This is a genomic window from Xanthomonas sp. LMG 8993, assembly GCF_009835065.2.
GTDB lineage: Bacteria > Pseudomonadota > Gammaproteobacteria > Xanthomonadales > Xanthomonadaceae > Xanthomonas > Xanthomonas arboricola.
Genome location: NZ_QVIF02000003.1, coordinates 492,307 through 514,909, shown reverse-complemented (window position 1 = coordinate 514,909; position 22,603 = coordinate 492,307). Strand labels below are relative to the sequence as shown.

Below are 22,603 nucleotides of genomic sequence, written 5' to 3'. Positions count from 1 at the left end.
CAGCGGCTGGCGCACACTCAGCGCGTGGCCGCTTCGGGCTTGCGCACGCGTTTGACCGGCGCCGGCTTGCTCGCGGTGTCCGGATACAGGTTCAACAGCATCAAGGTGACGCCGTTGGTCCAGCCGAAGCCGTCCTGCAGCGCGTATTCGCCACCGCCACCGCCGGCGGCATCGGCTTCCAGGCCGTATTTTTCGACCAGCTTGTGCTCGCGCGCGAACAGCGCCTGCACCTGGGTGAGGAAGCGCTCGCCGATGGTGCGCGCCAGCGCGTCTTCGCCGTAACGGCGCAGGCCGTCCACCGCCACCCATTGCAGCGGTGCCCAGCCATTGGGCTCGTCCCACTGCTGGCCGGTCTTCACTGCGGTGGTGGCCAGGCCACCGGGGCGTAGCAGGCGCGCGCGCACGGTGCTGGCGGTGCGTTTGGCGTGCGCGTCGGTTGCCAGGCCGGTGAACAGCGGATACAGCGCCGCGGCGGTGACCTGGTCGCTGAGCTTGCGGGTCTGCCAGTCGTAGTCGGCGTAGTAACCGGCCGCGTTCCACAGGTGCGCATCGATGGCCTGCTTGCGGCGCAGTGCCAGCGCCGCGTAGTCCTGCGTGCATTCGGCACCCGGCTGCGCACAGGCCTGGGCCAGGGTGCGCTCCAGGTGATACAGCAGGCTGTTCAGGTCGATCGGCACGATGGCGGTGGTGCGGATGGTGCGCAGGTTCTGCCCATCGGCCAGCCAGCGGCTGGTGTAGTCCCAGCCGCTCTCGGCACCGGCGCGCAGGTCGCGGTAGACCTCGGCGGCCGGGCGGTCGCCGGCCTCGGCGGCGGTGCGGGTGTCGTGCAGCCAGGCTTCCGGGCGCGGGGTATCGCGCTCGTCCCAGTAGCGGTTGAGCAGGCTGCCGTCGGCCAGACGCACCACATGGCGCGCGGCCTGGCCGGGCTGCAGGTCTTCGCTGCCCTGCATCCAGTAGGCGTATTCCTTCTGCAGCTGCGGCAGGTAGCGCTGGTAAACCGCTTCGCCTTCCACGCCGGCCTGCAGTTCCACCATGTAGGAGAAGAACGGCGGCTGCGAGCGGCTCAGGTAGTAGCTGCGATTGCCGTTGGGGATATGCCCGTAGGTGTCGATCAGGTAGGCGAAGTTGTCCAGCATCTGGCGGCTGAGCGTGGTCTCGCCGCTCTTCACCAGGCCCAGCATGGTGAAGTAGGAATCCCAGTAATATACCTCGCGGAAGCGCCCGCCCGGCACCACGTATGGATGCGGCAGCGCCAGCAGGCTGCTGTAGGGCGGCACGTGGGTCTGGCTGCGCACCAGCTTGGGCCACAGCTCGTCGATGTGTTCGCGCAGCGCGGTGTCCTGGCGGATCGCGTCGGTCTGCACCGGCGGCGACTCTTCGAAATTGGCGTCCACGAACTTGCGCAGGTCAAAGCCGGGGTGATCGTGCTGCGCCAGATAGTCGGCGTTGATCAGCGCCGGGTCGCGCAGCGGCAGGAAGTCGACGAAGTGCTTCTGGTCGTCGAACAGCTCGCCGCTCTGCACCGCCTGGAACAGTTCCGGGTAGGCCAGGTCGGGCGTGGGCGGCGTGGCCGCCGGTGCGTTGACGACCGGAGTGTCCATGGGCGCGGCGGTCAACGTGCAGGGCGCCACGAACATGCTCAGCGACAGGCCAAGCAGCGACGTGCAGCACGGGGGCGCGGCAGAACTCATGGCATCTCCAGAACGGGCAGTGACGTGCGGCATGGTAAACGACCGAAGTGGCGGGCGGGGCCGGACGACGGTGTCGGCAGGCCGACAGGCTTCGCACGGAGACGACTGGATTCAGCAAGGTGATCCGGCGCGGGGCTGCAGGTGGCTGCGCGGGTTGCGTTGCCGATTCAGGCCTATCGGCCCGGATCGAGGCAGCTTGAGCCACGTGCGGACCGCGTCGGATTGCCGACATCGCTGCAAGATGCGCGCCACAGCGCGCGGCGGGTGGGCGGCACTGCCAGTGCACGGCAGCCGGTGCGCGTGTGGACTGGCCGGTGGCAGCTCGGCCTTGCTCGCCTGACCGATTGCAGCGGCGTGGACGCACCGGTGGCACGCCGAACAAAGCCAGGCGGCTTGCTGTCCTTATGCGTCAGCCTTGGCGCGGCCGACCGGTCTGCAACAAACGCTGCAGCTGCAGCGCGTTGGGCACCGCCAGCCCGGCGGCGGTGTTGTCGAAGATCACCCAGCGTTCTGCCTGCGGATGCGTCGCGTCCTGCGCTGCGTTGCGCACCGCGTCGGCCAGTGTCTGCAGCGCACTGGCGTCGTAGCTGCTGTAGTAGATGCGCGCTGCGCCATGCCAGCGCCAGTACTGCGGGCCGGCTGTCGCACCCGGTGTGGCGGCGTCCGGCACCGGCGCCGGATCGGCGGCGCAGCGTGCGATGCGGTGGCGTGCCAGCAGCGCCTGTGCCTGCGGGAGAAACCAGCTGGCATGGCGCGGTTCGCAGACCACGCCGCCGTCCCAGCGCCGCCGCAGCATGGCGAAAGACCTGGCCGCCACCGGCGCATCGAACATAGCGCTGGGCGGCAGTTGCAGCAGCAGGCAGCCCAGTCGCGTGCCCAGCGCACCGGCCTGGGCGAGGAAGGCATCCAGCAATGCGCCGGTACCAAGCAGGCGTGCATCGTGGCTGATGCTGCGCGGCAGCTTGACCGAAAAGCGGAAATCCTCCGGCACGCTGTCGGCCCAGCGTGCGTAGGTACTGGCACGGTGCGGACGATGGAACGAGGAGTTGATTTCCACCGCATCAAAACGTGTGGCGTAGCGCTGCAAGACGCTGGCACCATCGCCGAATGCGGCGCGGTCGGCGGCCGGAATCGACCAGCCTGCGCAGCCACAGCGCACGCGCGGCAGGGCGATGGATGAACGAGCCTGCATGAGGTGTACGCAAGACGGGTGGGCAGCACTCTATGCATGCGCGCATGTCAGCGTTGCGTGTGCACTGCGCTCACGGCCGACTCACCGACGACTTCGATACTGGGCGCATGCCAGAAGGTCCTTCCCTTGTCATCCTGCGCGAACAGACCGAAGCGTTTGTTGGCCGCAAGATCCTGCGCGTGTCCGGTAACAGCAAGCAGGACATCGCGCGGCTGGAGCAGCAAAAGGTGCTGGCGTTACGCAGCTGGGGCAAGCACTTCCTGATCGAGTGTGCGCAGTTCAGCGTGCGCATCCACTTTCTGTTGTTCGGCAGTTATCGCATCGACGAGGACAAGCCGAATGCGGTGCCGCGTCTGCGCCTGGAGTTTTCCAAGGGCCAGCGATTGAACTTCTACGCCTGTTCGGTGCAGTTCATCGAGCGCCCGCTGGATGAGGTCTACGACTGGACGGCGGATGTCATGAACCCGCTCTGGGATGGCGCGCAGGCACGGCGCAAGTTACGCGCCGCACCCGGCATGTTGGCCGCCGATGCATTGCTGGACCAGACCATCTTTGCCGGCGTCGGCAACATCATCAAGAACGAAGTGCTGCACCGCATCCGCGTGCATCCGGAAAGCACGGTGGGCGCATTGCCAGCGCGCAAGCTCGGCGAGCTGGTCACCCAGGCGCGCGACTATAGCTTCGACTTCTACAGCTGGAAAAAGGCCTTCGTGCTGAAGAAGCATTATCAGGTGCATACCAAAACCAGCTGCCCGCGCGACGGCGCGCCGCTGCAGTATCGAAAGCACCTGGGCAAGGCCGGGCGGCGGGCGTTTTTCTGCGAGGTCTGCCAGCGGCTGTACCGCCCGGAGGATGGCTGAGGTACGTGCGCATACTGGCCAGCCGGCATCGACCGCCGTAGGGCGAACGACCGCCGGCACAGCCTGCAGGATCCATACTGCCGGGGCAGGGCAGTGCCTGTCGGCAAGCAGCGGGCGTCGGCCGCCACGCTCGCTAATGTGAATGGCGGCTGGCGCCTGCGGCCCAAACAACGAATTTCAAACGCGCGCAAACGCCACGCCCGCTAGATTTGCGCGTCCTGCACCGGGTTCACGGTGCGGCGTGCGCATCTCTCATCTCATCGGTCTCCCGCATTGTGATTACCCGCAGGAAGGAAACGCTTGTCCCGCATGTCGCCGCTGTCGCATGCACGGGCGCCATCCTGTTCTTTCTTGCCTGTCTGTTGCTGTATATGCCACCGCCACGCAACACGGTGCGACACGACGACAGTTTGCAGGTGTATTTCGTGCCGCGCCCGCAGTTGACGTTGCCGGCGCCGGCGCCGGCGACACCGCCGCAGCAACGCGACTCCACACCGCGCGCGGCCCCTGCCGCGGCCTCATCCGCGCGCAGTGCGCCACCGCCGACACGCACCCCACCGCCGCAGCGGCAGGTGGCGGCCGCCAACGCGCCCGCTGGCGAATCGATGGCGGCCCAGCTCTACACCCGCGAAGGCCGCTTGCGCATGCCGCGCGATGCGCAGGTCGACTCGATGGCGCAAGCCGGCGCCGCGGTGCCACCGGGCATGGCCGACGAACGCGCGCAGGCCAAGGCGCGCAACGTGATGGAACGGGTCAATCCGGTGCAATACCAGGACACGCGCTTTGCCAAGGACTGGAAGAGCGACGGCACGCTGGGCGATGTGGCGATGCAGGAAATGAATCGCGGCATGAAGAAGTTCAACGACATGCTCAACGGGCCGCAGACGCAGGTGGCCAAGGCGCGACCACCGCCGGATGTGCGCTTCAACCCCGCGCTGGCGGGCAATCAGGCCGAGATGGGCAGCGAGGCGACCGGCGATGCCTATAAGGCCGCGCCGATCGCGCACGAGACACCGCCCGATCTCAAGGGCGAAGCCAGCCGCCGCATCCGCGAGGCGCTGGCCGCGCTGGAGCAGCGCAGCGCGCGTTGCGATGCGTCCAAACGCAAATCCCTGTTGTCGCCGGTGCGCACGCACCTGGGCGATCTGGAGCGTGCCGAGCACGCCTTGAACAACGGCGCCGACCCGGTGATGGCCGCACAGATGCTGCCGCGCCAGGCCGACAGCGCCTACGATCTGGCCCGTCGCGCGCTGTGGTACGCGGACCGCCAGTTGAAGCAGTGTGCGATCGGGTGAGTGGGGCAGTGGCTGCGGTTGGGTGCAGCTGACCAGCAGTGGCGGGCAAAACCTCTCTAAGGCTGTACCGATGGCGGCAACGTATCGATCACACTCGCAGCGTTGACGTGTGACCGCGACTGAGTCGAGTGCGCAGTGCCCTCACCGCTCGCGGACACGCCGTGAGTCCGTCCATGGAGGCTCCTTGGCTGCATCCATGCCGCCAAGGGTCCCGCACCAGACAGTTGATTGGTTGCCTCGTTTAAAACCATGCACACCGACCATCTTGGCTGGTCCTTGCCTGCCCACCGTCGCGGGACCTTACGCGGCATGGATGCCGCGTAAGAGCCTACATGGACGTACTTGCGGCGTGTCCTGCGATGGTGGGCGGGCAAGGGCCCTGCAGCCGAACCTGGCGTTGGCAACTGATTGATTGAAGAAGTAAGGCAGTCTTCGTCAGGTATCGGGACTAGAGCCCCCTCCCGCCGGGGTAAGAAAGCACGGCTTTCGCGGCAAGCGCGCGTGTGTCTCGGAGCGCCCGCGACGCAAGCGCGGTTGGAGGCGCGCAGCGGGAGTTGTGAGGGCAGGTCCATGAAACGGCGGATCAGCCGGCAGCCGGACTGTCGCCCCGCGCTACATCAGGCGCTGAGGCCGTCCTGCGCCAGACTCTGGCGGTAACGGTCTTTCTCGACACTCAGCGCGACTTCCGCGCGCAGGAACACTTGCCCGATCGGCTCGTCGCCACGGGTTGCCTGCGCCTGGCCGATCAGCACCGTCAGCCCGTGCGCATGCTGCTGCTTGGCGATGTCGCGCAGGCGCTGCAGCTTCTGTTCGGCATTGGGATCGCGCAGTACGGCGATGAATTCGGCGCTGTCGGTCACGCGGTCCACACTGTCGCCGTTGACTTGCGCCTGCGCGGCCAGGGCCTGGTCGAGCTGTTGCAAGGCGCGACCCAGGAGCCGCTCGCTCTGTTTTTCAGCCAGCGCGGCCAGTTCCTGCACTTCCAGAATCACCAGGTAATAACCGGCATCGGCGGCCGCCGGTGCCACCGGCTGCAGGATCGCCTCGCGCTCGAGCTGCAGCTCGCGCTTGCGCTCGTCCAGCAGGCGCATGGTGACGCGCGCCAATGCCTGCAGCCCGGCGCGTTGAGTGTCGGTGAGCGTGCGCGGCTCGGTGTCGAGCACACAGACGGTGCCCAACGCCACGCCGTCGGAGGTGACCAGCGGCATGCCGGCATAGAAGCGCGCGCCGGTCTCGCCGGTGACGACCGAGACATCGGCAAAGCGGCTGTCCTGGGTGAGGTCGCGTACTTCCATCAATTGCTCGGGGCTGCGGATGGCGTGATCGCACACGGCCTGGCTGCGATCGGTCTGCTGCATGCCCAGACCGAGCTGGGCCTTGAACCATTGGCGGTCGCGATCGACCAGCGACATCAGTGCGATCGGCGTGTCGCACAGCGAGGCCGCCACCTGCACGACGTCCTGGTAAGTGTCCTCGGGCAGGCTGTCGACGATGCGATAGCCGTCCAGGACCTGTTGGCGGGAGGCTTCGTCAGCCGGGGGCATTTGCTTCATCGGGTAAGTCGGACAAGCGCGAGCGAGAAAGAGGCCACGATACCGGCACCATCGATAACGCCGCGTGGATTTGCCATGCGCCCGAGCACAGCCTGCAGGGCGGATTCAGATCCGCATCCGCCGCGCTGCGCAGGCTAGGGGACATGCAACCGGCGGACTGAAGCGCCGGCGCGAGATTTCAAACCCAAGTGTGATGCCTGCGCATTGCACGCAGGCACCGGCGACTCATACGCGCACGCACCGTTGCGTACGCGGATCTGGCAACGGCGCGGCTCGAAAGCCGCGCCGTCGGTGTGCGACTGACCAGCCTCAGCGCTTGACCGGCTTGCCGTCCACGTCCAGCACCTGCACCTCACCCAGCTTGAGCGCACGCACCGGGGCTTCGATCTTCTTCAGGTCGCCCACGATCACCCAGGTCATCGCGTTGGGCGCGATGATTTCCTTGATGGCCTTCTGCGCGGCCGGCTGGTCGATCGCTTCCAGGCGCGGCTTGAGCGTCTGCACGTAATCGTCGGGGCGGTCGAACTGCACGATGCCTTCGATCGCACCTAGCACCGCACCGATGGTTTCGAAGCTGCCGGGCAGGGCGCGGATGCGCTGGTTCTTGATCTTCTCGATCTCGTCGGTGGTCAGCGGCTTGTCGCCGATGATCGCGGTGGCTTCCTTGAGGATCTCGTTGGCCGACTCGGCGGTCTTGTCGGTCTGCACTGGCGCGGAGAACATGTACGGCCGCTGGCCCTGCGCATCCAGCATGCGGGTACCGGCACCGTAGGCCCAGCGCTTGTTCTCGCGCAGGTTCATGTTCAGGCGCGAGGTGAAGGTGCCACCGAAGGCGCCGTTAGCCACGCCGATCGCCAGATTGTCCGGCGCCTTGGTGGACGGTGCGAGCAGGCCGGCGAGAATCACCGACTGCGGCGCATCCGGGCGGTTGATCAGGTACACGCGCGGCTTGGGCTGCGCGGCGACCTGGACCAGGTTCTTCTTCGGCAACGGCGTGGCAGGCGCCTTCCAGTCACCGAAGGCGGCATCCAGCTGCGGGATGATCTGCGCCAGCGTGGTATCGCCGGCCACCAGGATGCGCAGGTTGTCCGGACGCAGCCACTGGCGGTGGAAGGCCTGCAGGTCCTGGGCGTTGAGGCTCTTGATCGCCGCCTCGGTGCCGCTGCCGGTGAGCGGGATGCCGTAGGGGTGGTTCTGGCCGAACAGCAACGGCGGCAGCGCACGCAGCGCCAGGCTGTTGGGCTGGGTCTTTTCCTGCGCAATGCCGGCCAGCCACTGGCCACGGATGCGCTCGATGTCGGCAGCCTTGAAGGCCGGGTTGCGCACGATGTCGGAGAACAGCTGCAGCGACGGCTGCAACTGGTCGTTGAGCGCATCCAGCGAGGCGCTGCAGCTGTCCAGATCGCAGCCGACCGCCGTGATGGCGCCCAGGCGCTGGCGACGCTGCGCCACTTCCACCGAATCCAGCGCGGCGGTGCTCTCGTTCATCAGCGCGGCGCTGAAGCTGGCGGTACCGAGCTTGTTGCCCTGGTCGGCCGCATACCCGGCATCGAACAGCAGCTCCACCTGGGTGACCGGGATGGTGTGGCGCTCGGCCAGGATCACCTCGACGCCGTTCTTCAACTTGCCGCGCTGCAGCTGCGGGAAGCTCAGGTCGGGGAACTGGCTGGTCTGCGGCACGCCCTTGCTGCGGTCCAGCGTGGAGGCGGTGGTTTTGTATTTGCCAGCGGCCGGCAGCCTGGGCGCCGGCTTGCCGGGTTCTTCGCCACGCGCGACCACCGCCTTGTCTTCGGCGGCGGGGTCGAAGTCCTTGCCGGCCGGCAGCACGGTGAGCAGATAGTCGCCCTTGCCGAACCAGGTGGCCGCGGTCTGCTTGACGCTGTCCACGGTGGCGGCCTGGCCGCGCTGCAGATCCTGCTTGTAGGCGCCCGGGTCGCCGCGGTAGACCTGGCCCTCGGCCAGGATCACCGCCTTGCCACCGAAGCCGCCGACCTTTTCCAGCCCGCGCACGAAGCCGGCGCGGTAGGCCACCTGCGCGCGCTGCAGCTCGTCGGCGGTCGGGCCCTGGGCAATGAACTTCTTGAGCTCCTCGTCGATGATCGCCTCGACCTTGGCCGGGTCCACGCCGTCCTTCACGTCGGCCTGGATCTGCACCTGGCTGGACAGTGCGAACGGCTGGATCGCCGCCGACACGTCATCGACCAGATTGTCCTGGTAGACCAGGCGCTGATACAGCCGCGAGGTCTTGCCGCCGCCGAGCACGGTGGTGGCCAGGTCCAGCTGGATCGCCGCATCGCTGCCCAGCTGCGGTGCGGCCCAGGTGCGGTAGATGCGCGGCTGCGAGACGTGGTCGTGCTGCACGCCACGCTTCTGCGCGGCCAGCGGGGTCACCCACGGCTGCTGGCGCGCCACCGGCTTGCCGGACGGGATGTCGCCGAAATACTGCAGCGCCTTGGCACGCGCCTGCGCCACGGTGATGTCGCCGGCCAGCACCAGGGTGGTATTGGCCGCGCCGTAGTTGTCGTTGAACCACTGTTTGACGTCGGCCAGCGAAGCCGCGTCCAGATCTTCCATCGAGCCGATGGTGTCGTGCTGGTACGGGTGGTTGGCCGGGAACAGGTTGGACAGGATGTTCTGGTCCACGCGGCCGTAGGGGCGGTTCTCGCCCTGGCGCTTCTCGTTCTGTACCACGCCGCGCTGGGTGTCGAGTTCTTCCTGGCCGATCGCGCCGAGCAGGTGGCCCATGCGGTCCGATTCCAGCCACAGCGCGGTGTCCAGCGCGGTGGTCGGCACGGTCTCGAAATAGTTGGTGCGGTCGAACCAGGTGGTGCCGTTCATGTCGGTGGTGCCGACCTTTTCCAGCGGCGCGAAGAAGCTGCCCTTGTTGTTCTCCGAGCCGGAGAACATCAGGTGCTCGAACAGGTGCGCAAAGCCGGTCTTGCCGGCCGGTTCGTCGCCGGAACCGATGTGGTACCAGATGCTCACCGCCACCACCGGCGCCTTGTGGTCTTCGTGCACCACCACGGTCAGGCCGTTGGGCAGGGTGAAGCGGGTGTAGCCGATCTCGGGAATGGCACTGCTGGCCGCGGGCTTGGACAGGCTGGCCGGGGCGGCAGCGACGGCGGGAGCAACGGTACCGGCAGCGACGCCGAGCACACCGGCGATCAACAGGGACAGCGGACGCAGCATGTGACACTCCAGAGCAGGACAATCGGCCGAGGGTAGTGGCTGCCTGTCGGCGTCGCAAATGCTGTCCGGCAGGGGGGCAGGTGCGGCTGCCGGCAGGGCGGCGTGCGACGGGACGCCCGGGCCGGCGCGAGTGGGGGTGCGGCAACCACCGGCCCGCCAGCAGGCCCGGCGCACGCGCTCAAGTTGATCATCGCCTCGCCGTTACCTGGGGCGACCTACCTTGCCCAGACGTTGCCCGCCGATCACGCCATGACCGTCCTGTTGCCGCCCGTACCCATTCCCGCCGACGACGCCCTGCGCGTGGAGGCGGTGCGTCGGTTGGGGGTGCTGGATACCGAGCCGGAGGCCGAATTCGACGATATCGCCTGGCTGGCGGCCCACATCACCGGCGCCCCGATGGCGCTGGTGTCGCTGCTGGACGCCGACCGCCAGTGGTTCAAGGCGCGTTGTGGCACCGATCTGGAAGGTACCCCGCGCGCGATGTCGTTCTGTTCCTATACGGTGATGGGGACCGAGCTGCTGGAAGTGCCCGATGCGGTGGCCGATCCGCGCTTCGCGCGCAACCCGCTGGTCACTGCCGCGCCAGGGGTACGCTCGTATGCGGGCGTGCCGCTGGTCGGCCGTGAGGGCTATGCCTACGGCACCTTGTGCACGCTCAGCACCCAATCGCGGCTGCTCGACGAAAACCAGAAGCAAGGCCTGATCCGCCTGGCGCGGCAGGCCGTCGGTCAACTGGAGGCGCGTCGCGACCGGTTGGCTGCGCAGGCGCAGCGGCAGACCCTGAGCCGTTTGCTGGAAGCCATGCCCGACGGCGTGGTGTCCTGCGACAGCGACGGGCTGCTGCATGAGTTCAACCACGCCGCACGGCAATGGCACGGTACCGATCCGCGCCTGTTGCCGCCGACGCAATGGGCCCAGCACTTCGATCTCTATAACGCCGACGGCAGTGCGCTGCTGCCCACCGAGGCCATCCCGCTGGTGCGCGCCTGGGCCGGCGAGCACGTGCGTAATGCCGAGATGGTGATCCGTGCCACCGGCCAGCCGGCACGCAGCGTGCTGTGCAATGCCGACCCGGTGGTCAGCGACCAGGGCGCGGCATTGGGTGCGGTATGCGTGATGCACGACATCACCCAGTTGCGCGATGCCTCGGCTGCGCTGGCGGGCGAGCGCGCACGCCTGCAGTCGCTGGTGGACGCCTCGCAGGATGTGGCGATCATCGCGTTCGATCCGAACGGGCGCATCGAATTGTTCAACCCCGGCGCCGAGCGCCTGTTGGGCTACGCGGCCGACGAGGTGTTGGGCCGCTGCCCGGCGCAGTTCCACCTGCCGGCCGAGCTGGAGCGGCACATGGCCACGCTGGCGTTGTCGCCGCCGTCGTACATCAAGCTGGCCGCCGCCGCTGCAGGCGACTTGCTCGAAGAAGAAATCTGGACCCTGGTGCGCAAGGACGGCGGACTGCGGCGCGTCCGGCTGTGCTTCAACATCATCCACGACGCGCAGCAGGGACTGTCCGGCTATCTGGCAATGGCCATCGACGTCACCGCCGAGCTGCAGGCGCAGGCCGCCGCGCAGCTGGCGGCCGAGCACTTCCGCGGTGCGTTCGAAACCGCCCCGCAGGGCATGGCGATCGTCTCGCTGGATGGCGACTGGCGCGACGTCAACCCGTCGCTGTGCAGCATCCTGGGATATCCGCGCGAGCAGCTGTTGCGCACCACCTTCCAGACCATCACTCACCCCGACGATCTGGACATGGACCTGCGCCTGGTGCAGGAACTGATCGACGGCAAGCGCGACAATTACAGCCTGGCCAAGCGCTACATCAGCCAGCAGGGCGCGGTGATCTGGGCGCAGCTGTCGGTGTCGCTGGTGCGCGACAGCAGCGGCGCGCCGGTGCATTTCGTCTCGCAGATCCAGGACGTCACCGAACGCCATGTCGCCGCCGAGCGCCTGGCCGAAAGCGAAGCGCGGCTGCGTGCGATCAGCGATGCCACCCCCACCCTGGTGGGACATTACGATGCCGCGCAGCGCTGCCTGTTCGCCAACCAGGCGCATCGCGACTGGCTCGGCGTGGAGCCGGCCAGTCTGGTCGGCTGCGCGATCACCCAAGTACTGGGCGAGGAGCTCGGTGCGGAGGCGCGCACTGCGCTGGCGCAGGTGAGCGCCGGGCAGCGGGCCCACTTCGAACACGTTCTGCGTGGTGGCGCGACACCGCGCGATGTGGAAATCACCCTGGTGCCGGAAATGCAGGGCGCAGCGGCGCAGGCGCAGGGATTCTTCCTGATGGCGCAGGATGTCACGGCGCACAAGACCCTGCATCGGCTGATGCACGAGCGTGCGACCCGCGACGCCCTGACCGGCCTGCCCAATCGCCACGCCTGGTCCGAGGCGCTGCAGGTTGCGGTGACCCAGGCGCAACAGCGGCAGTGCGCGGTCGCGGTGATGTTCCTGGATCTGGACGGCTTCAAACGCATCAACGACGTCCACGGCCACCGCGCCGGCGACGCGGTACTGGTCGCCTTCGGCCGCTGCCTGCAGCAGGCGGCCGAAGGCCGCTATCTGGTGGCACGCCTGGCCGGCGACGAATTCGTGGTGCTGCTGGACAACCTGCAGGATCCGCAGACCGAATGCGCCGCCGTGGCAGACCGGATCCGCGCCGCATCGGCGGCGGGCGCCATGTTCGGTGAGCAACATCTGCCGATCCGGTCCAGCATCGGCGTCGCCTGGCAACACGGCCAGCAGGCCGACGCTGCCAGCCTGATGCACGCGGCAGACGAAGCGATGTACGCCGTCAAACGCGCCCGCCACGGCAGTGCCACCGCCGGACGCGACGCCGCGCGCTGACGCAGCGCATGCAGCAACACGCACTTCTCCCAACAGGAGAAGGCACCCGCAGGGCGAGCGAGGCTACGACTTGCCCATAAAACCGCATCAACCAGAGCACTCCCTTCTCCCTCCGGGAGAAGGTGCCCGCAGGGCGGATGAGGGTACGGCCTACCCAACACCCACTGAGCGTTTGAATTAGGCATCACGCCTCAACGCCGCCGCGAGTCGAAGTCTTGGTTGCTCTAGAGCATTGCACTTCGACCGACTTGCAATGCGGATAGCTCAGTTGCAGCGCGGAGGATCTGTGACGTCGCTGCAGGGCCCTTGCCCGCCTACCATCGCAGGACACGCCGCAAGTACGTCCTTGTAGGCTCTTACGCGGCATCCATGCCGCGTAAGGTCCCGCGACGGTAGGCGGGCAAGGACCCATCGGGATAGTCGGTATGCATGGTTGTGAGCCGTGCACGTTGTGCGGCTGTCTGCTGATCTGCGGTCTGGTCAGCTTTTTTGGATTCGATGACGCGCTTGTTCTGTGCATATGCGGCTTTCGGGCACGCTTGCCCGAATCCCCGCTCCGCGCCCCAGCCCGCGTTTGCGTCACGCGCGCCAGTGGCGCGCATGCCGTGCCTTCGCGCTCGCAGGGAGAGGCGCTCTACATCCCTCCATCAAGCCGCCTGCACCACCGAGCGCCGTTGCGTCAGTGCAGCCTGCTGCGGCACCAACCGGAACACTGCCACTGCGCGGGTCAGATCCGCCGCCTGGTCTTCCATGCTGCGTGCCGCAGCGGTGGCTTCTTCCACCAGTGCCGCGTTCTGCTGGGTCATTTCATCCAGCTGCATCACCGTGGTGCTGACCTGCTCGATGCCGGCGCTTTGCTCGGTGCTGGCGGCGGTGATCTCGGCCATGATGTCGGTCACCCGCTGTACCGAACTGACCACCTCGGTCATCGTGCTGCCGGCCTGTTGCACCAGGTCCGAGCCCTGCGCCACTTTTTCCACCGAATCGGAGATCAGCTGCTTGATCTCCTTGGCCGCGCCGGCCGAACGCTGCGCCAGCGCGCGCACTTCGGTGGCCACCACCGCAAATCCGCGACCCTGCTCGCCGGCGCGTGCCGCTTCCACCGCCGCGTTCAAGGCCAGGATATTGGTCTGGAACGCAATGCCGTCGATCACCCCGATGATGTCGGAGATCCGTGCCGACGATTGCGTGATCGCCTGCATGGTGCTGACCACTTCCTGCACCACGCGGCCGCCGCTTTCGGCCACTTCGCCGGTGCCCTTGACCAGCTGATTGGCCTGGCGCGCGTTGTCGGCGTTCTGGCGCACGGTGGAGGTGAGTTCTTCCATCGACGCGGCGGTTTCTTCCAGGTTCGCCGCCTGGTGCTCGGTGCGCGTGGACAGGTCGGCATTGCCGCTGGCGATCTCGCCGGCGGCGGTGTTGATCATCTCGGCCGAGTGCTGGATGCCCTGCACGATGGTGGTCAGCTGGATCGCCGTACGGTTGGCCGCATTGGCCAGGCGGCCGAATGCGCCCTCGTAATGCGATTCCACCCGCTGCGACAGATCGCCATCGGCAATCGCGGCCATGATGCGGCCGACATCGTCCAGGCCTGCATCGGCCTGCTGCATCAGGCGGTTCAATGCCTGCACCATTTCGGCGAATGCGAACTGGTAGCGCGCCTGCTCGCCGCGTGCGGAGAAATCGCCGCGCGCGGCCGCGTCGGCCAGGCGTGCGATGTCGCTGTTGATCGCCGACAGGTTGCTCTTCACAGTGTCCAGCGCTTCGTGCAGCGCCGCGCGCTGGCCGGGCAGGCGACGCATGTCACGGCGCAGATCGCCGCGGCCGTACTCGCCCATCAGGTCCATCGCCTCGTTGATGGCATCCAGATGCTCGAACACCACCGTGTTCACGCCGTGCGCCAGGGTGCCGTAATCGCCGGGGAAATCCTCCGGAATGCGGTGCGCAATGTTCTCGCCCTGCTGCAGGCGGATCATGGTCTGCATTTCGCCGTTGAAGCGCTGCAACTGGGTCTGCATCTGCTGCATGCTGTGCATCAGCTGGCCGGTTTCGTCGCGCGACTCGACCCGGATATCGTTGTCGAAGCGGCCCGAGGCGATCGCCTCTGCGGTACGCGATGCTGCCCGCAGCGGTGCCGCCATCGCCGAGGCGATCAACCAGCACAGGCCGATCACCATCGCCACCAAGGCGCCGCCGATCAGGGTCAGGGTGCGGGTGAAGCCCCAGGCCTGCACCTGGATGTCCTCGGCGTACACGCCCATCACCAATACCCAGTTCCAGGCCGGAAAAGTTTTGGCATAGCTGATCTTGGGCAGCTGTTCCTGCTTGCCCGGCTTGGGCGCGTCGTAGTAACTGAAGCCGTTGCCGCGCTCGATCGCCGTCTTGATGTCGCGATAGACGTACTGCCCGGCATCGCTCTTGTAGTCGCTCATGTCGGTGCCGACGGCGCGCTTGGGATGCATCAGGATGCGCATCTGCGGGTCGACGATGAAGAAGTAATCCACCCCGTCGTTGGTGCGCATGTCCGCCAGCGTGGTGCGTGCAGCTTCCTTGGCCTGTTCGACCGTCAGCTCGCCGGCCTTGGCCTTGTCTGCGTAGTGCTGCATCACGGTCAGGCCCATCTCCACCTCGGTCTTGACGCTGAGCTTGCGCGCCTCGATCAGGTCCAGGTATTGCAGGCGGGCCGCGGCCACTGCCAGCAGGATCACGCCCACCGTCAACAAGCTGCACAACAGCACGAACTTGCGGGTAAGCGGGAGATTGGCAACGTGACGACGCAACAGGGAGACAACAGGCATGGCAACGGCATCCAGAACGCGCGTAGGGCGCTATGTCATGAATAGCGGCTGATTCACATGCGGGTTGAATGCTAATTGCGGCAGCGTTCGCTTGCGGCAGCTGCAATGTAGGAGCGCCCCCGGGCGCGATGGGGCGTTACCGATAATGCTTCATCGCGCCCGGGGGCGCTCCTACAAGGTCATGGGCATCGATGCAGCGATCGGTGGGTGACGCGACATTGGTGATTTGCAGACTGTCGGCAGCTTGCAAGGTAATGGCGGACACGCACCGCGTGCCCGCCGTATTGCATCAGCCGGCCGCGCAGAAGCCGAATTCGGCCGTCGCACCGGCGGCCAGGGTGCGGTTGAAGTCCACCCCGCTGGCCTTGAGCGTGCTGCCGCTCTGCGACCAGGTGACGTTCCAGGCGTTGTTGACGGTGCCGGTGACCGGTAGCGAGATCGCCCAGGTGCCGCTGGCGGTGCCGGTGTTGGTGACCTGCACGCGGTTGCAGTAGCCACCGTTCCACTGGCTGTCCACGCTCACCTTGGTGCTGAAGCTGCCGCTGGGTGTCGGCGTCGGCGTCGGTGTTGGAGTTGGCGTGGGCGTCGGAGTGGGAGTCGGCGTCGGCGTGGTGCTGCTCACCGTGCCCCACAGCGTCCGCAGCAGCGCCATCTTGTCTTCGCGCACGCTGGTCCAGTCGTCGCGCAGGATGCCGCCAGTGTCGCCGCTGTTGGGATTCCACGACCAGTAGAAGCCCTCGTTGATGCCCTTGCTGCGCAGGTACTTCACCAGCGCGTCCTGCCAGACCTTGTCGCGTGCGTCGCCTTCGCCGTACTTGCCGCCAAATTCGCCCAGCAGCAGCGCATACGTGCCGGCGAACTGGCCGAAGTGGCGGTCCCAGATCGCCGGCATGTTGTTGGGAAAGTTGCTGTCGTTGAAGTACGCCTGCGCGTACACGTCCGGCCCATACACATGCGGTGCCAGCAGCAGCCGGTTGGCCGGAATGTTCAGCGGGGTGCAGGCCAGCGGCTGCAGGTTGCCGCCCCAGAAGATGCCGCCGTTGGTCGAGCAGACCGGATTGTCGGTGATCCCTTCCACCGCGATGATCCACTTCGGCGCCACCGCCAGCACCGCGGCCGAGCCGCGCTCGGCGGCCTTGTTCCAGTCGGTGGCCGCGTTACCGGTGCCCCAGGTGGCGGCACCGTGCGGTTCGTTCTTCAGGTCCAGGCCGATCACGCTGGGCACGTTCTTGTAGCGGTTGGCGACAAAGCGCAGATCGTCCAGCCACTGCGCTTCGGAATACGAGCCGGTGTACCAGAGCTCGGAGATGGCGGCGCAATCGGGGGTGTGGTGATCCAGCAGCACATACATGCCGCGCGCGTTGAATTCGTTGATCACCTTGTCCAGGATCTGCAGCGAGCTCAGGCCCTGCAGATCGGCATTGAGGCTGTAATCGATGCTGGTCGGCATCGTGCTGCTGCGCAGGGTGGCCGGGCAGAACGGCAGACGCACGGCGTTGAAGCCCAGGCCCTGCATCTGGTTGATCATGTCCTTCCAGTTGCGTGCCCACAGACCGTGCATGACATGGTTGCCGGTCTCGAAGCCGAACACGTTGACGCCCTTGAGCTGGACCACCTTGCCGCTGTCGTCGACAATCTTGTTGTTGCTGATGGAGTAGCTGAAGGCCGGTGCGGCGGCGAGCGCCAGCGCGGTGGCCAGTGCGAGCGTACTGGCAGTCCTGAAAATGGACATGGTGATCTCCCTAGCGAACCCGGCTCGACACCCGAACCCGGTGAGGGGGGCATCTTGGTCCGCGGCCGCATCGTTTGGCGTGATCCGGACCACAGAAAGGCGCATTGCCGCACCGGTCACACGCAGGCTGCGGGCCGGGTCGCTTTCGCGCACACTATCGCCGCTGTCGCCTGTCCGCAGGCTGTCCTTTCTGTCCCCGGAGTGTCTTCCAATGTCCTTTCTGCGTGCCGAACTGGCGCAATGGCGCGCCTCGCCTGCGCGCGAACTGATGGCCGGTGCGGTCGCTACCTTTGCGCTGATTCCCGAAGTGATCGCCTTTGCGTTCGTGGCTGGCGTCGACCCGCAAGTGGGGTTGTTCGCGTCGTTCGTGATCGGGATTGTCATCGCGTTCTTCGGCGGCCGCCCGGCGATGATTTCCGCTGCGGCCGGGTCGGTGGCCCTGGTGGCCGCACCGCTGGTGGCCGCGCACGGCTTGCCCTATCTGCTGGCGGCCGGGCTGCTGGCCGGTGCGGTGCAGATCCTGTTCGGTCTGTTGCGGCTGGGCGTGCTGATGCGCTTTGTCAGCAGTTCGGTGCGCACCGGCTTCGTCAATGCGCTGGCGGTGCTGATCTTCGCCGCGCAGCTGCCGCATCTGCAGCACGCCAACCTGGCCACCTGGGGCATGTTGGCGTTGGGCCTGCTCATCATCTACGGCCTGCCGCGGCTGCCGCTGCCGGGCGTGTCGGCGATTCCTTCGCCGCTGCTGTGCATCCTGGTGCTGACGGTGCTGGGATCAGCGTTGCACCTGCCACTGGAGACGGTGGCCGATCTGGGCAAGCTGCCTAACGCGCTGCCGGTCCTGCAATGGCCGGCGGTGCCGCTGACGCTGGAGACCTTGCGCATCATCGCCCTGCCGGCGCTGGCCATCGCGATGGTGGGGCTGCTCGAATCGCTGATGACCGCACGCGTGGTCGACGAACTCACCGACACCCCGAGCAACAAGAACCGCGAGTGCACCGGGCTGGGTCTGGCCAATACCGCGGCCAGCCTGTTCGGCGGCATTGCCGGCTGCGGCATGATCGGACAGACCGTGGGCAACGTGAAATACGGCGGGCGGGGCCGTCTCTCCACCCTGTTCGCCGGGGTGTTCCTGCTGATCCTGATGGTGCTGCTCAAGCCGTGGGTCTCGCAGGTGCCGGTGATCGCGTTGGTGGCGATCATGGTGATGGTCTCGGCCGAGACCTTCGACTGGCGTTCGCTGCGCACCGTGGTCACCCATCCGCGCACCTCCAGCGTGGTGATGCTGGCCACCGTGGCGGTGACCCTGGTCACCCGCAACCTGGCCGCCGGGGTGGCGGTGGGCGTGGTGTTGAGCGGGGTGTTCTTCACCTTCAAGGTGGCCGGGCTGCTGCAGATCACGCACAGCGACGGCGACGACGGTGTGCGTACCTACCACGTGCGCGGGCAGGTGTTCTTCGCCTCGGCCGACGTGTTCATCGACGCCTTCGACGCGCGCCAGGTGCCTGGCCGCGCAGTGGTGATCGACGTCGGCCGCGCGCATTTCTGGGACATCACCGCGGTGGCGGCGCTGGACAAGGTGGTGCAGCGGCTGCGTCATCATGGGCTGGACGTCCAGGTCAAAGGCCTGAATGCCGGCAGCCGGCGCCTGATGCAGGCGCACGCGCTGGGCGACGATGCGCTGGAGTCCGCACTGCCGTAAGCGCGCTGGTGCGCCGGCCGGTCGTGCGCCTGCACATCCGTGTACGCCGGCTGGCCGTGCGCTGCGCCGGCCGGCGGGCGGACTCAAGTTCGCGCGTTCAGCGCCGATGAACCGGCATCGAGACTGCCGGTAACCCGTCGCGATGCCAGTGCGTTCCAGCCCGAGAGGTGTGCCCGCGTGCCGTGACCGGCGCTGCGGGCCTGCGTCTGCCCGCGGGATGCGGCAATGACCACGGCACCGTTGCTGGAACGCATGGTGGACCTGACCGCCATCCGCGATGCCGATCTGCTCGACCTGAGTCTGCTGCGCACCATGCGCGAGGTCTGCGCGTCCGAGGAACTGTCGTTGCTGCGTATCGCACCGGACGGCCGTACCATGGCCGAAACGCGGCTGCGCGAGGATGGCCGGCTGTCGCTGACGGTGGCCGACATCCACGACGCGCAGCTGCGCGCGCAACTGGCTGACCTGCATGGGCCGGGCGATGTGGTGCAGTTGCAGCAGGACGGCCGCGCGCTGCTGGTGTACCCGATGATGGAGGCACGCGGCATCCGCACCTGCCTGCGCGTGGGCGGCTCGCGCGCACCCGGCGCCGCCGAACAGGTGATGCTGCAGGGCTTTGCGCGCTTTTTCCAGAATTACCGCAGCCTGCTCGACGATGCCCAGCGCGATGCGTTGACCGGCCTGCGCAACCGCAAGACCTTCGACGATGTGATCCTGCGCCTGTTCGCCGGTGGTGCGGATGCAGCGGCCAGCGAAGGCGTGTGGCTGGGGATCGTGGACATCGATCACTTCAAGCGCGTCAACGACAGCTTCGGCCACCTGTATGGCGACGAGGTGCTGTTGCTGGTTGCGCAGTTGATGCAGCGCTGCTTCCGCCAGGACGATCTGCTGTTCCGCTTCGGCGGCGAGGAGTTCGTGATCGTGTTGCGCGGCGTGGACCGCGACATCGCGGTGAGCCTGTTCGAGCGTTTCCGTATGGCGGTGGCCGAGCAGGTGTTTCCGCAGGTCGGCAAGGTCACGCTCAGTACCGGCATCGTCGAGCTCACCGACGGCCAGTTGATCAGCCAGCTGCTCGACGAGGCCGACAAGGCGCTGTACTGGGCAAAGCAGCACGGCCGCAATCGCACCGAGGTGTACGCCGAACTGGTGGCCAGCGGAAGGATGCAGCAGGTCGCCCAGCAGGTCGGCAGCGTCGACCTGTTCTGAGCGGCAGTGGCGCCGGTCGGCGGCGGCGGGCATCGCTCGCCGCCGTGCACACCCGATCGAACGTCGCAGTGGCTACACTCCAGGGCTGTTCGGACACTACCTGGGTGCTGCAGTGAAGCGAGTTGTTACCAAACGCGTTGCAATGGGAATGCTGGCGATGGCGGTCTCGACCGCACTGATGGCGACGACGCCGAGCTTCGATGGCGCGCGCATCTCGCGCGACGTCAAGGAGCTGGCCTCCGATGCCTATGAAGGCCGCGGCCCGGCCACCGCCGGCGAGGAAAAGACCATTGCCTACCTGAGCAAACAGTTCGCCGACGCCGGCCTGCAGCCGGGCGGCGATCTGACCGACGGCAAGCGCGCCTGGACCCAGGCGGTGCCGCTGCGCCGCGCCGATATCGTCGGCACGCCGACCATCGCCCTGCAGCACGCCGGCAAGCCGCAGGCGCTGACCCAGGGCAAGCAGATCGCCATCCGCGCCGCGCTGGACGGCTCGTCCAAGGTCGACATCGCCAACGCACCGCTGGTGTTCGTCGGCTACGGCGTCAAGGCGCCGGAGCGTGACTGGGACGACTTCAAGGGCGTGGACCTGAAGGGCAAGATCGCGGTGGTGCTGATCAACGACCCGGATTTCGAAACCGGCAAGGGCGCCTTCGACGGCGCCGGCATGACCTACTACGGCCGCTGGACCTACAAGTACGAAGAAGGCGCCCGCCAGGGCGCGCTCGGCGTGCTGGTGGTGCACGAAACCGCGCCCGCCTCCTATGGCTGGGACACCGTGGCCAGCTCCAACACCAACACCATGTTCGACGTGGTGCGCGACAACCCGCGCGCCGCGCATCCCACCCTGGAAGGCTGGATCCAGCGCGATCTGGCCGCCGACCTGTTCAAGCAGGCCGGGCTGGATTTCGACACCTTGAAGAAGCAGGCGCAGACGCGCGGCTTCAAGCCGGTGGAACTCAAGGGCCAGGGGCTGAGCGCCAGCTACCAGGTCAAATCCGACGTGATCACCTCGCACAACGTGGTTGCACGGCTGCCAGGCAGCACGCATCCGGATGAAACGCTGATCTACAGCGCGCATTGGGACCACATCGGCGTCGGCAAGCCGGACGCACGCGGTGACACCATCTTCAACGGCGCGCTGGACAATGCCAGCGGCACCGCCGCACTGCTGGAGCTGGCGCGCGGCTTTGCCGCCGGCCCCAAGCCGCAGCGCTCGGTGGTGTTCCTGGCGGTCACCGCCGAAGAAAAGGGCCTGCTGGGCTCGGAGTTCTACGCCTCCAAGCCGCTGTATCCGCTGGACACCACCGTGGCGGTGATCAACATGGACGGCATGAGCCCGTTCGTGCCATCGCGCGATTTCGGCATCTACGGCACCGCAAAACTCGAATTGCTCGATCAGCTCAAGACCGTCGCCGGCCAGTGGAAGCTGCGCTACACGCCCGATCCCAAGCCGCAGGCGGGGTACTTCTTCCGCTCGGACCATTTCTCCTTCGCCAAGCGTGGCGTGCCGGCGCTGTCGTATGCGGCCGGGCAGGACTGGGAAGTAGGCGGGGTGGCCGCAGGCAAGGCCGCCTCCGACGACTACACCGCCAAGCGCTATCACCAGCAGGGCGACGAGTGGAAGCCGGACTGGACCTTCGCCGGTGCGGCGCGCGATCTGGGCGTGCTGTACGCGCTGGGCCAGCAACTGGCCGATTCGCGCCAGTGGCCGAACTGGAGCAACGATTCGGAGTTCCGCGCCACCCGCGACGCCAGCGAGGCTGCGCGCAAGTAACACCGGCCGATACAGCGGCAGCGCTTCCATCAGGCGGCGCTGCTGCTGTTCGATGCGGCATGTGCGCATGCCGCCTCCTGCCTGCAGCCATGTGCCCGGTGCTTGCAGGTCTGGTCGGCTACCTCAAGGCCGAGGCCGCGGGCGTCTGCGCGCGCTCGGGTGCCACGCATGCGTCGCTCGCAGAGCGGCTGATAGGAGGGTTGGTCCCTTGGGCCAGTGCTCGCTCACGGGCGAGTGACAAAGGCGCAGAGCAGTTGATCTGCGGCCTGGCTGCAGACCCTTGCCCGCCCACCCTCGCGGGACACGCCGCAAGTACGTCCGTGTAGGCTCTTACGCGGCATCCATGCCGCGTAAGGTCCCGCGAGGGTGGGTGGACAAGGACCATCGGAGATGGCCGGTGGGCATGGTGCAAGCAAGGCACGATGCATTTAACGACGCGGCTCAACGTCCGATGTCCATCGCTCGACCAACAGCTTTTCACTTGGCCGCCGACCAACTCCCTGGTGCGGTGTCCTTGCCGGCGATTACAGGCGCAACGCAGCCTTCGTGCACTGCGCTGACGTGGGCAAAGCTCGACATCGCTTATTCCGATACACCATGACGCGCGGCAGAATGCCTCAGATTCGCTCAGTTCCATTGAGGTGATCGCGCGCGCCGGGAGGCTGGCGCTGCAACCGATTGCAGGTCCTGGCACATCACTTGCAGTTGTCTGACATGACAGTGCGGTTTGCCGCCCGTGACAGCACGCGTGCCAGGCTGCAATCTGTTGG

The 22,603-nt window shown here is 67.0% G+C and carries 12 protein-coding genes; 6 read left to right on the top strand and 6 right to left on the bottom strand.

Features of this window, described 5'->3' with window-relative positions:
- Window positions 1–17: 17 nt before the first annotated feature.
- Both treA and DYQ94_RS08525 read right to left on the bottom strand, forming a co-directional pair.
- Entirely contained in the window at window positions 18–1,691 is a 1,674-nt protein-coding gene (gene treA / locus DYQ94_RS08530; protein ID WP_160955217.1) for an alpha,alpha-trehalase TreA, read from the bottom strand.
- 409 nt (window positions 1,692–2,100) lie between these two features.
- Window positions 2,101–2,883 (bottom strand): DUF72 domain-containing protein, encoded by a 783-nt coding sequence (locus DYQ94_RS08525; RefSeq protein WP_160955216.1) that lies wholly within the window; start codon window positions 2,881–2,883, stop codon window positions 2,101–2,103.
- Between the two features lie 107 nt (window positions 2,884–2,990).
- Between DYQ94_RS08525 and DYQ94_RS08520 the strand changes: the two genes are divergently transcribed.
- Together DYQ94_RS08520 and DYQ94_RS08515 are read left to right on the top strand one after the other, a co-directional pair.
- Window positions 2,991–3,743: a DNA-formamidopyrimidine glycosylase family protein gene (locus DYQ94_RS08520; RefSeq protein ID WP_104541886.1), complete on the top strand. Its 753-nt coding sequence runs from the start codon at window positions 2,991–2,993 to the stop codon at window positions 3,741–3,743.
- 275 nt (window positions 3,744–4,018) lie between these two features.
- A complete protein-coding gene (locus tag DYQ94_RS08515; RefSeq protein WP_160955215.1) occupies window positions 4,019–5,038 on the top strand; it encodes a hypothetical protein in 1,020 nt (339 codons plus the stop codon).
- A gap of 617 nt (window positions 5,039–5,655) precedes the next feature.
- On the opposite strand, the gene DYQ94_RS08510 is transcribed toward DYQ94_RS08515, so the two are convergent.
- Entirely contained in the window at window positions 5,656–6,591 is a 936-nt protein-coding gene (locus DYQ94_RS08510) for a GAF domain-containing protein (RefSeq protein ID WP_160955214.1), read from the bottom strand.
- Window positions 6,592–6,900: 309 nt separating this feature from the next.
- Window positions 6,901–9,780, bottom strand: coding sequence for a M16 family metallopeptidase (locus DYQ94_RS08505; RefSeq protein ID WP_160955213.1), 2,880 nt, complete (start codon window positions 9,778–9,780; stop codon window positions 6,901–6,903).
- Between the two features lie 102 nt (window positions 9,781–9,882).
- On the opposite strand from DYQ94_RS08505, the gene DYQ94_RS08500 reads away from it, so the two are divergent.
- The gene (locus DYQ94_RS08500) at window positions 9,883–12,621 is read left to right on the top strand and encodes a PAS domain S-box protein (protein WP_425519412.1); all 2,739 of its coding nucleotides are present in this window, start codon (window positions 9,883–9,885) and stop codon (window positions 12,619–12,621) included.
- Window positions 12,622–13,268: 647 nt separating this feature from the next.
- On the opposite strand, the gene DYQ94_RS08495 is transcribed toward DYQ94_RS08500, so the two are convergent.
- Window positions 13,269–15,401, bottom strand: coding sequence for a methyl-accepting chemotaxis protein (locus tag DYQ94_RS08495; RefSeq protein WP_184429019.1), 2,133 nt, complete (start codon window positions 15,399–15,401; stop codon window positions 13,269–13,271).
- Between the two features lie 307 nt (window positions 15,402–15,708).
- The gene (locus DYQ94_RS08490) at window positions 15,709–17,151 is read right to left on the bottom strand and encodes a glycoside hydrolase family 5 protein (RefSeq protein WP_047126099.1); all 1,443 of its coding nucleotides are present in this window, start codon (window positions 17,149–17,151) and stop codon (window positions 15,709–15,711) included.
- Window positions 17,152–17,362: 211 nt separating this feature from the next.
- Between DYQ94_RS08490 and DYQ94_RS08485 the strand changes: the two genes are divergently transcribed.
- From DYQ94_RS08485 to DYQ94_RS08475, 3 genes are all read left to right on the top strand, one after another.
- The gene (locus DYQ94_RS08485) at window positions 17,363–18,850 is read left to right on the top strand and encodes a SulP family inorganic anion transporter (protein WP_065032137.1); all 1,488 of its coding nucleotides are present in this window, start codon (window positions 17,363–17,365) and stop codon (window positions 18,848–18,850) included.
- Window positions 18,851–19,075: 225 nt separating this feature from the next.
- A complete protein-coding gene (locus DYQ94_RS08480) occupies window positions 19,076–20,056 on the top strand; it encodes a GGDEF domain-containing protein (protein ID WP_160955209.1) in 981 nt (326 codons plus the stop codon).
- Between the two features lie 148 nt (window positions 20,057–20,204).
- Entirely contained in the window at window positions 20,205–21,833 is a 1,629-nt protein-coding gene (locus DYQ94_RS08475; RefSeq protein WP_154833129.1) for a M28 family metallopeptidase, read from the top strand.
- Window positions 21,834–22,603: the final 770 nt, after the last annotated feature.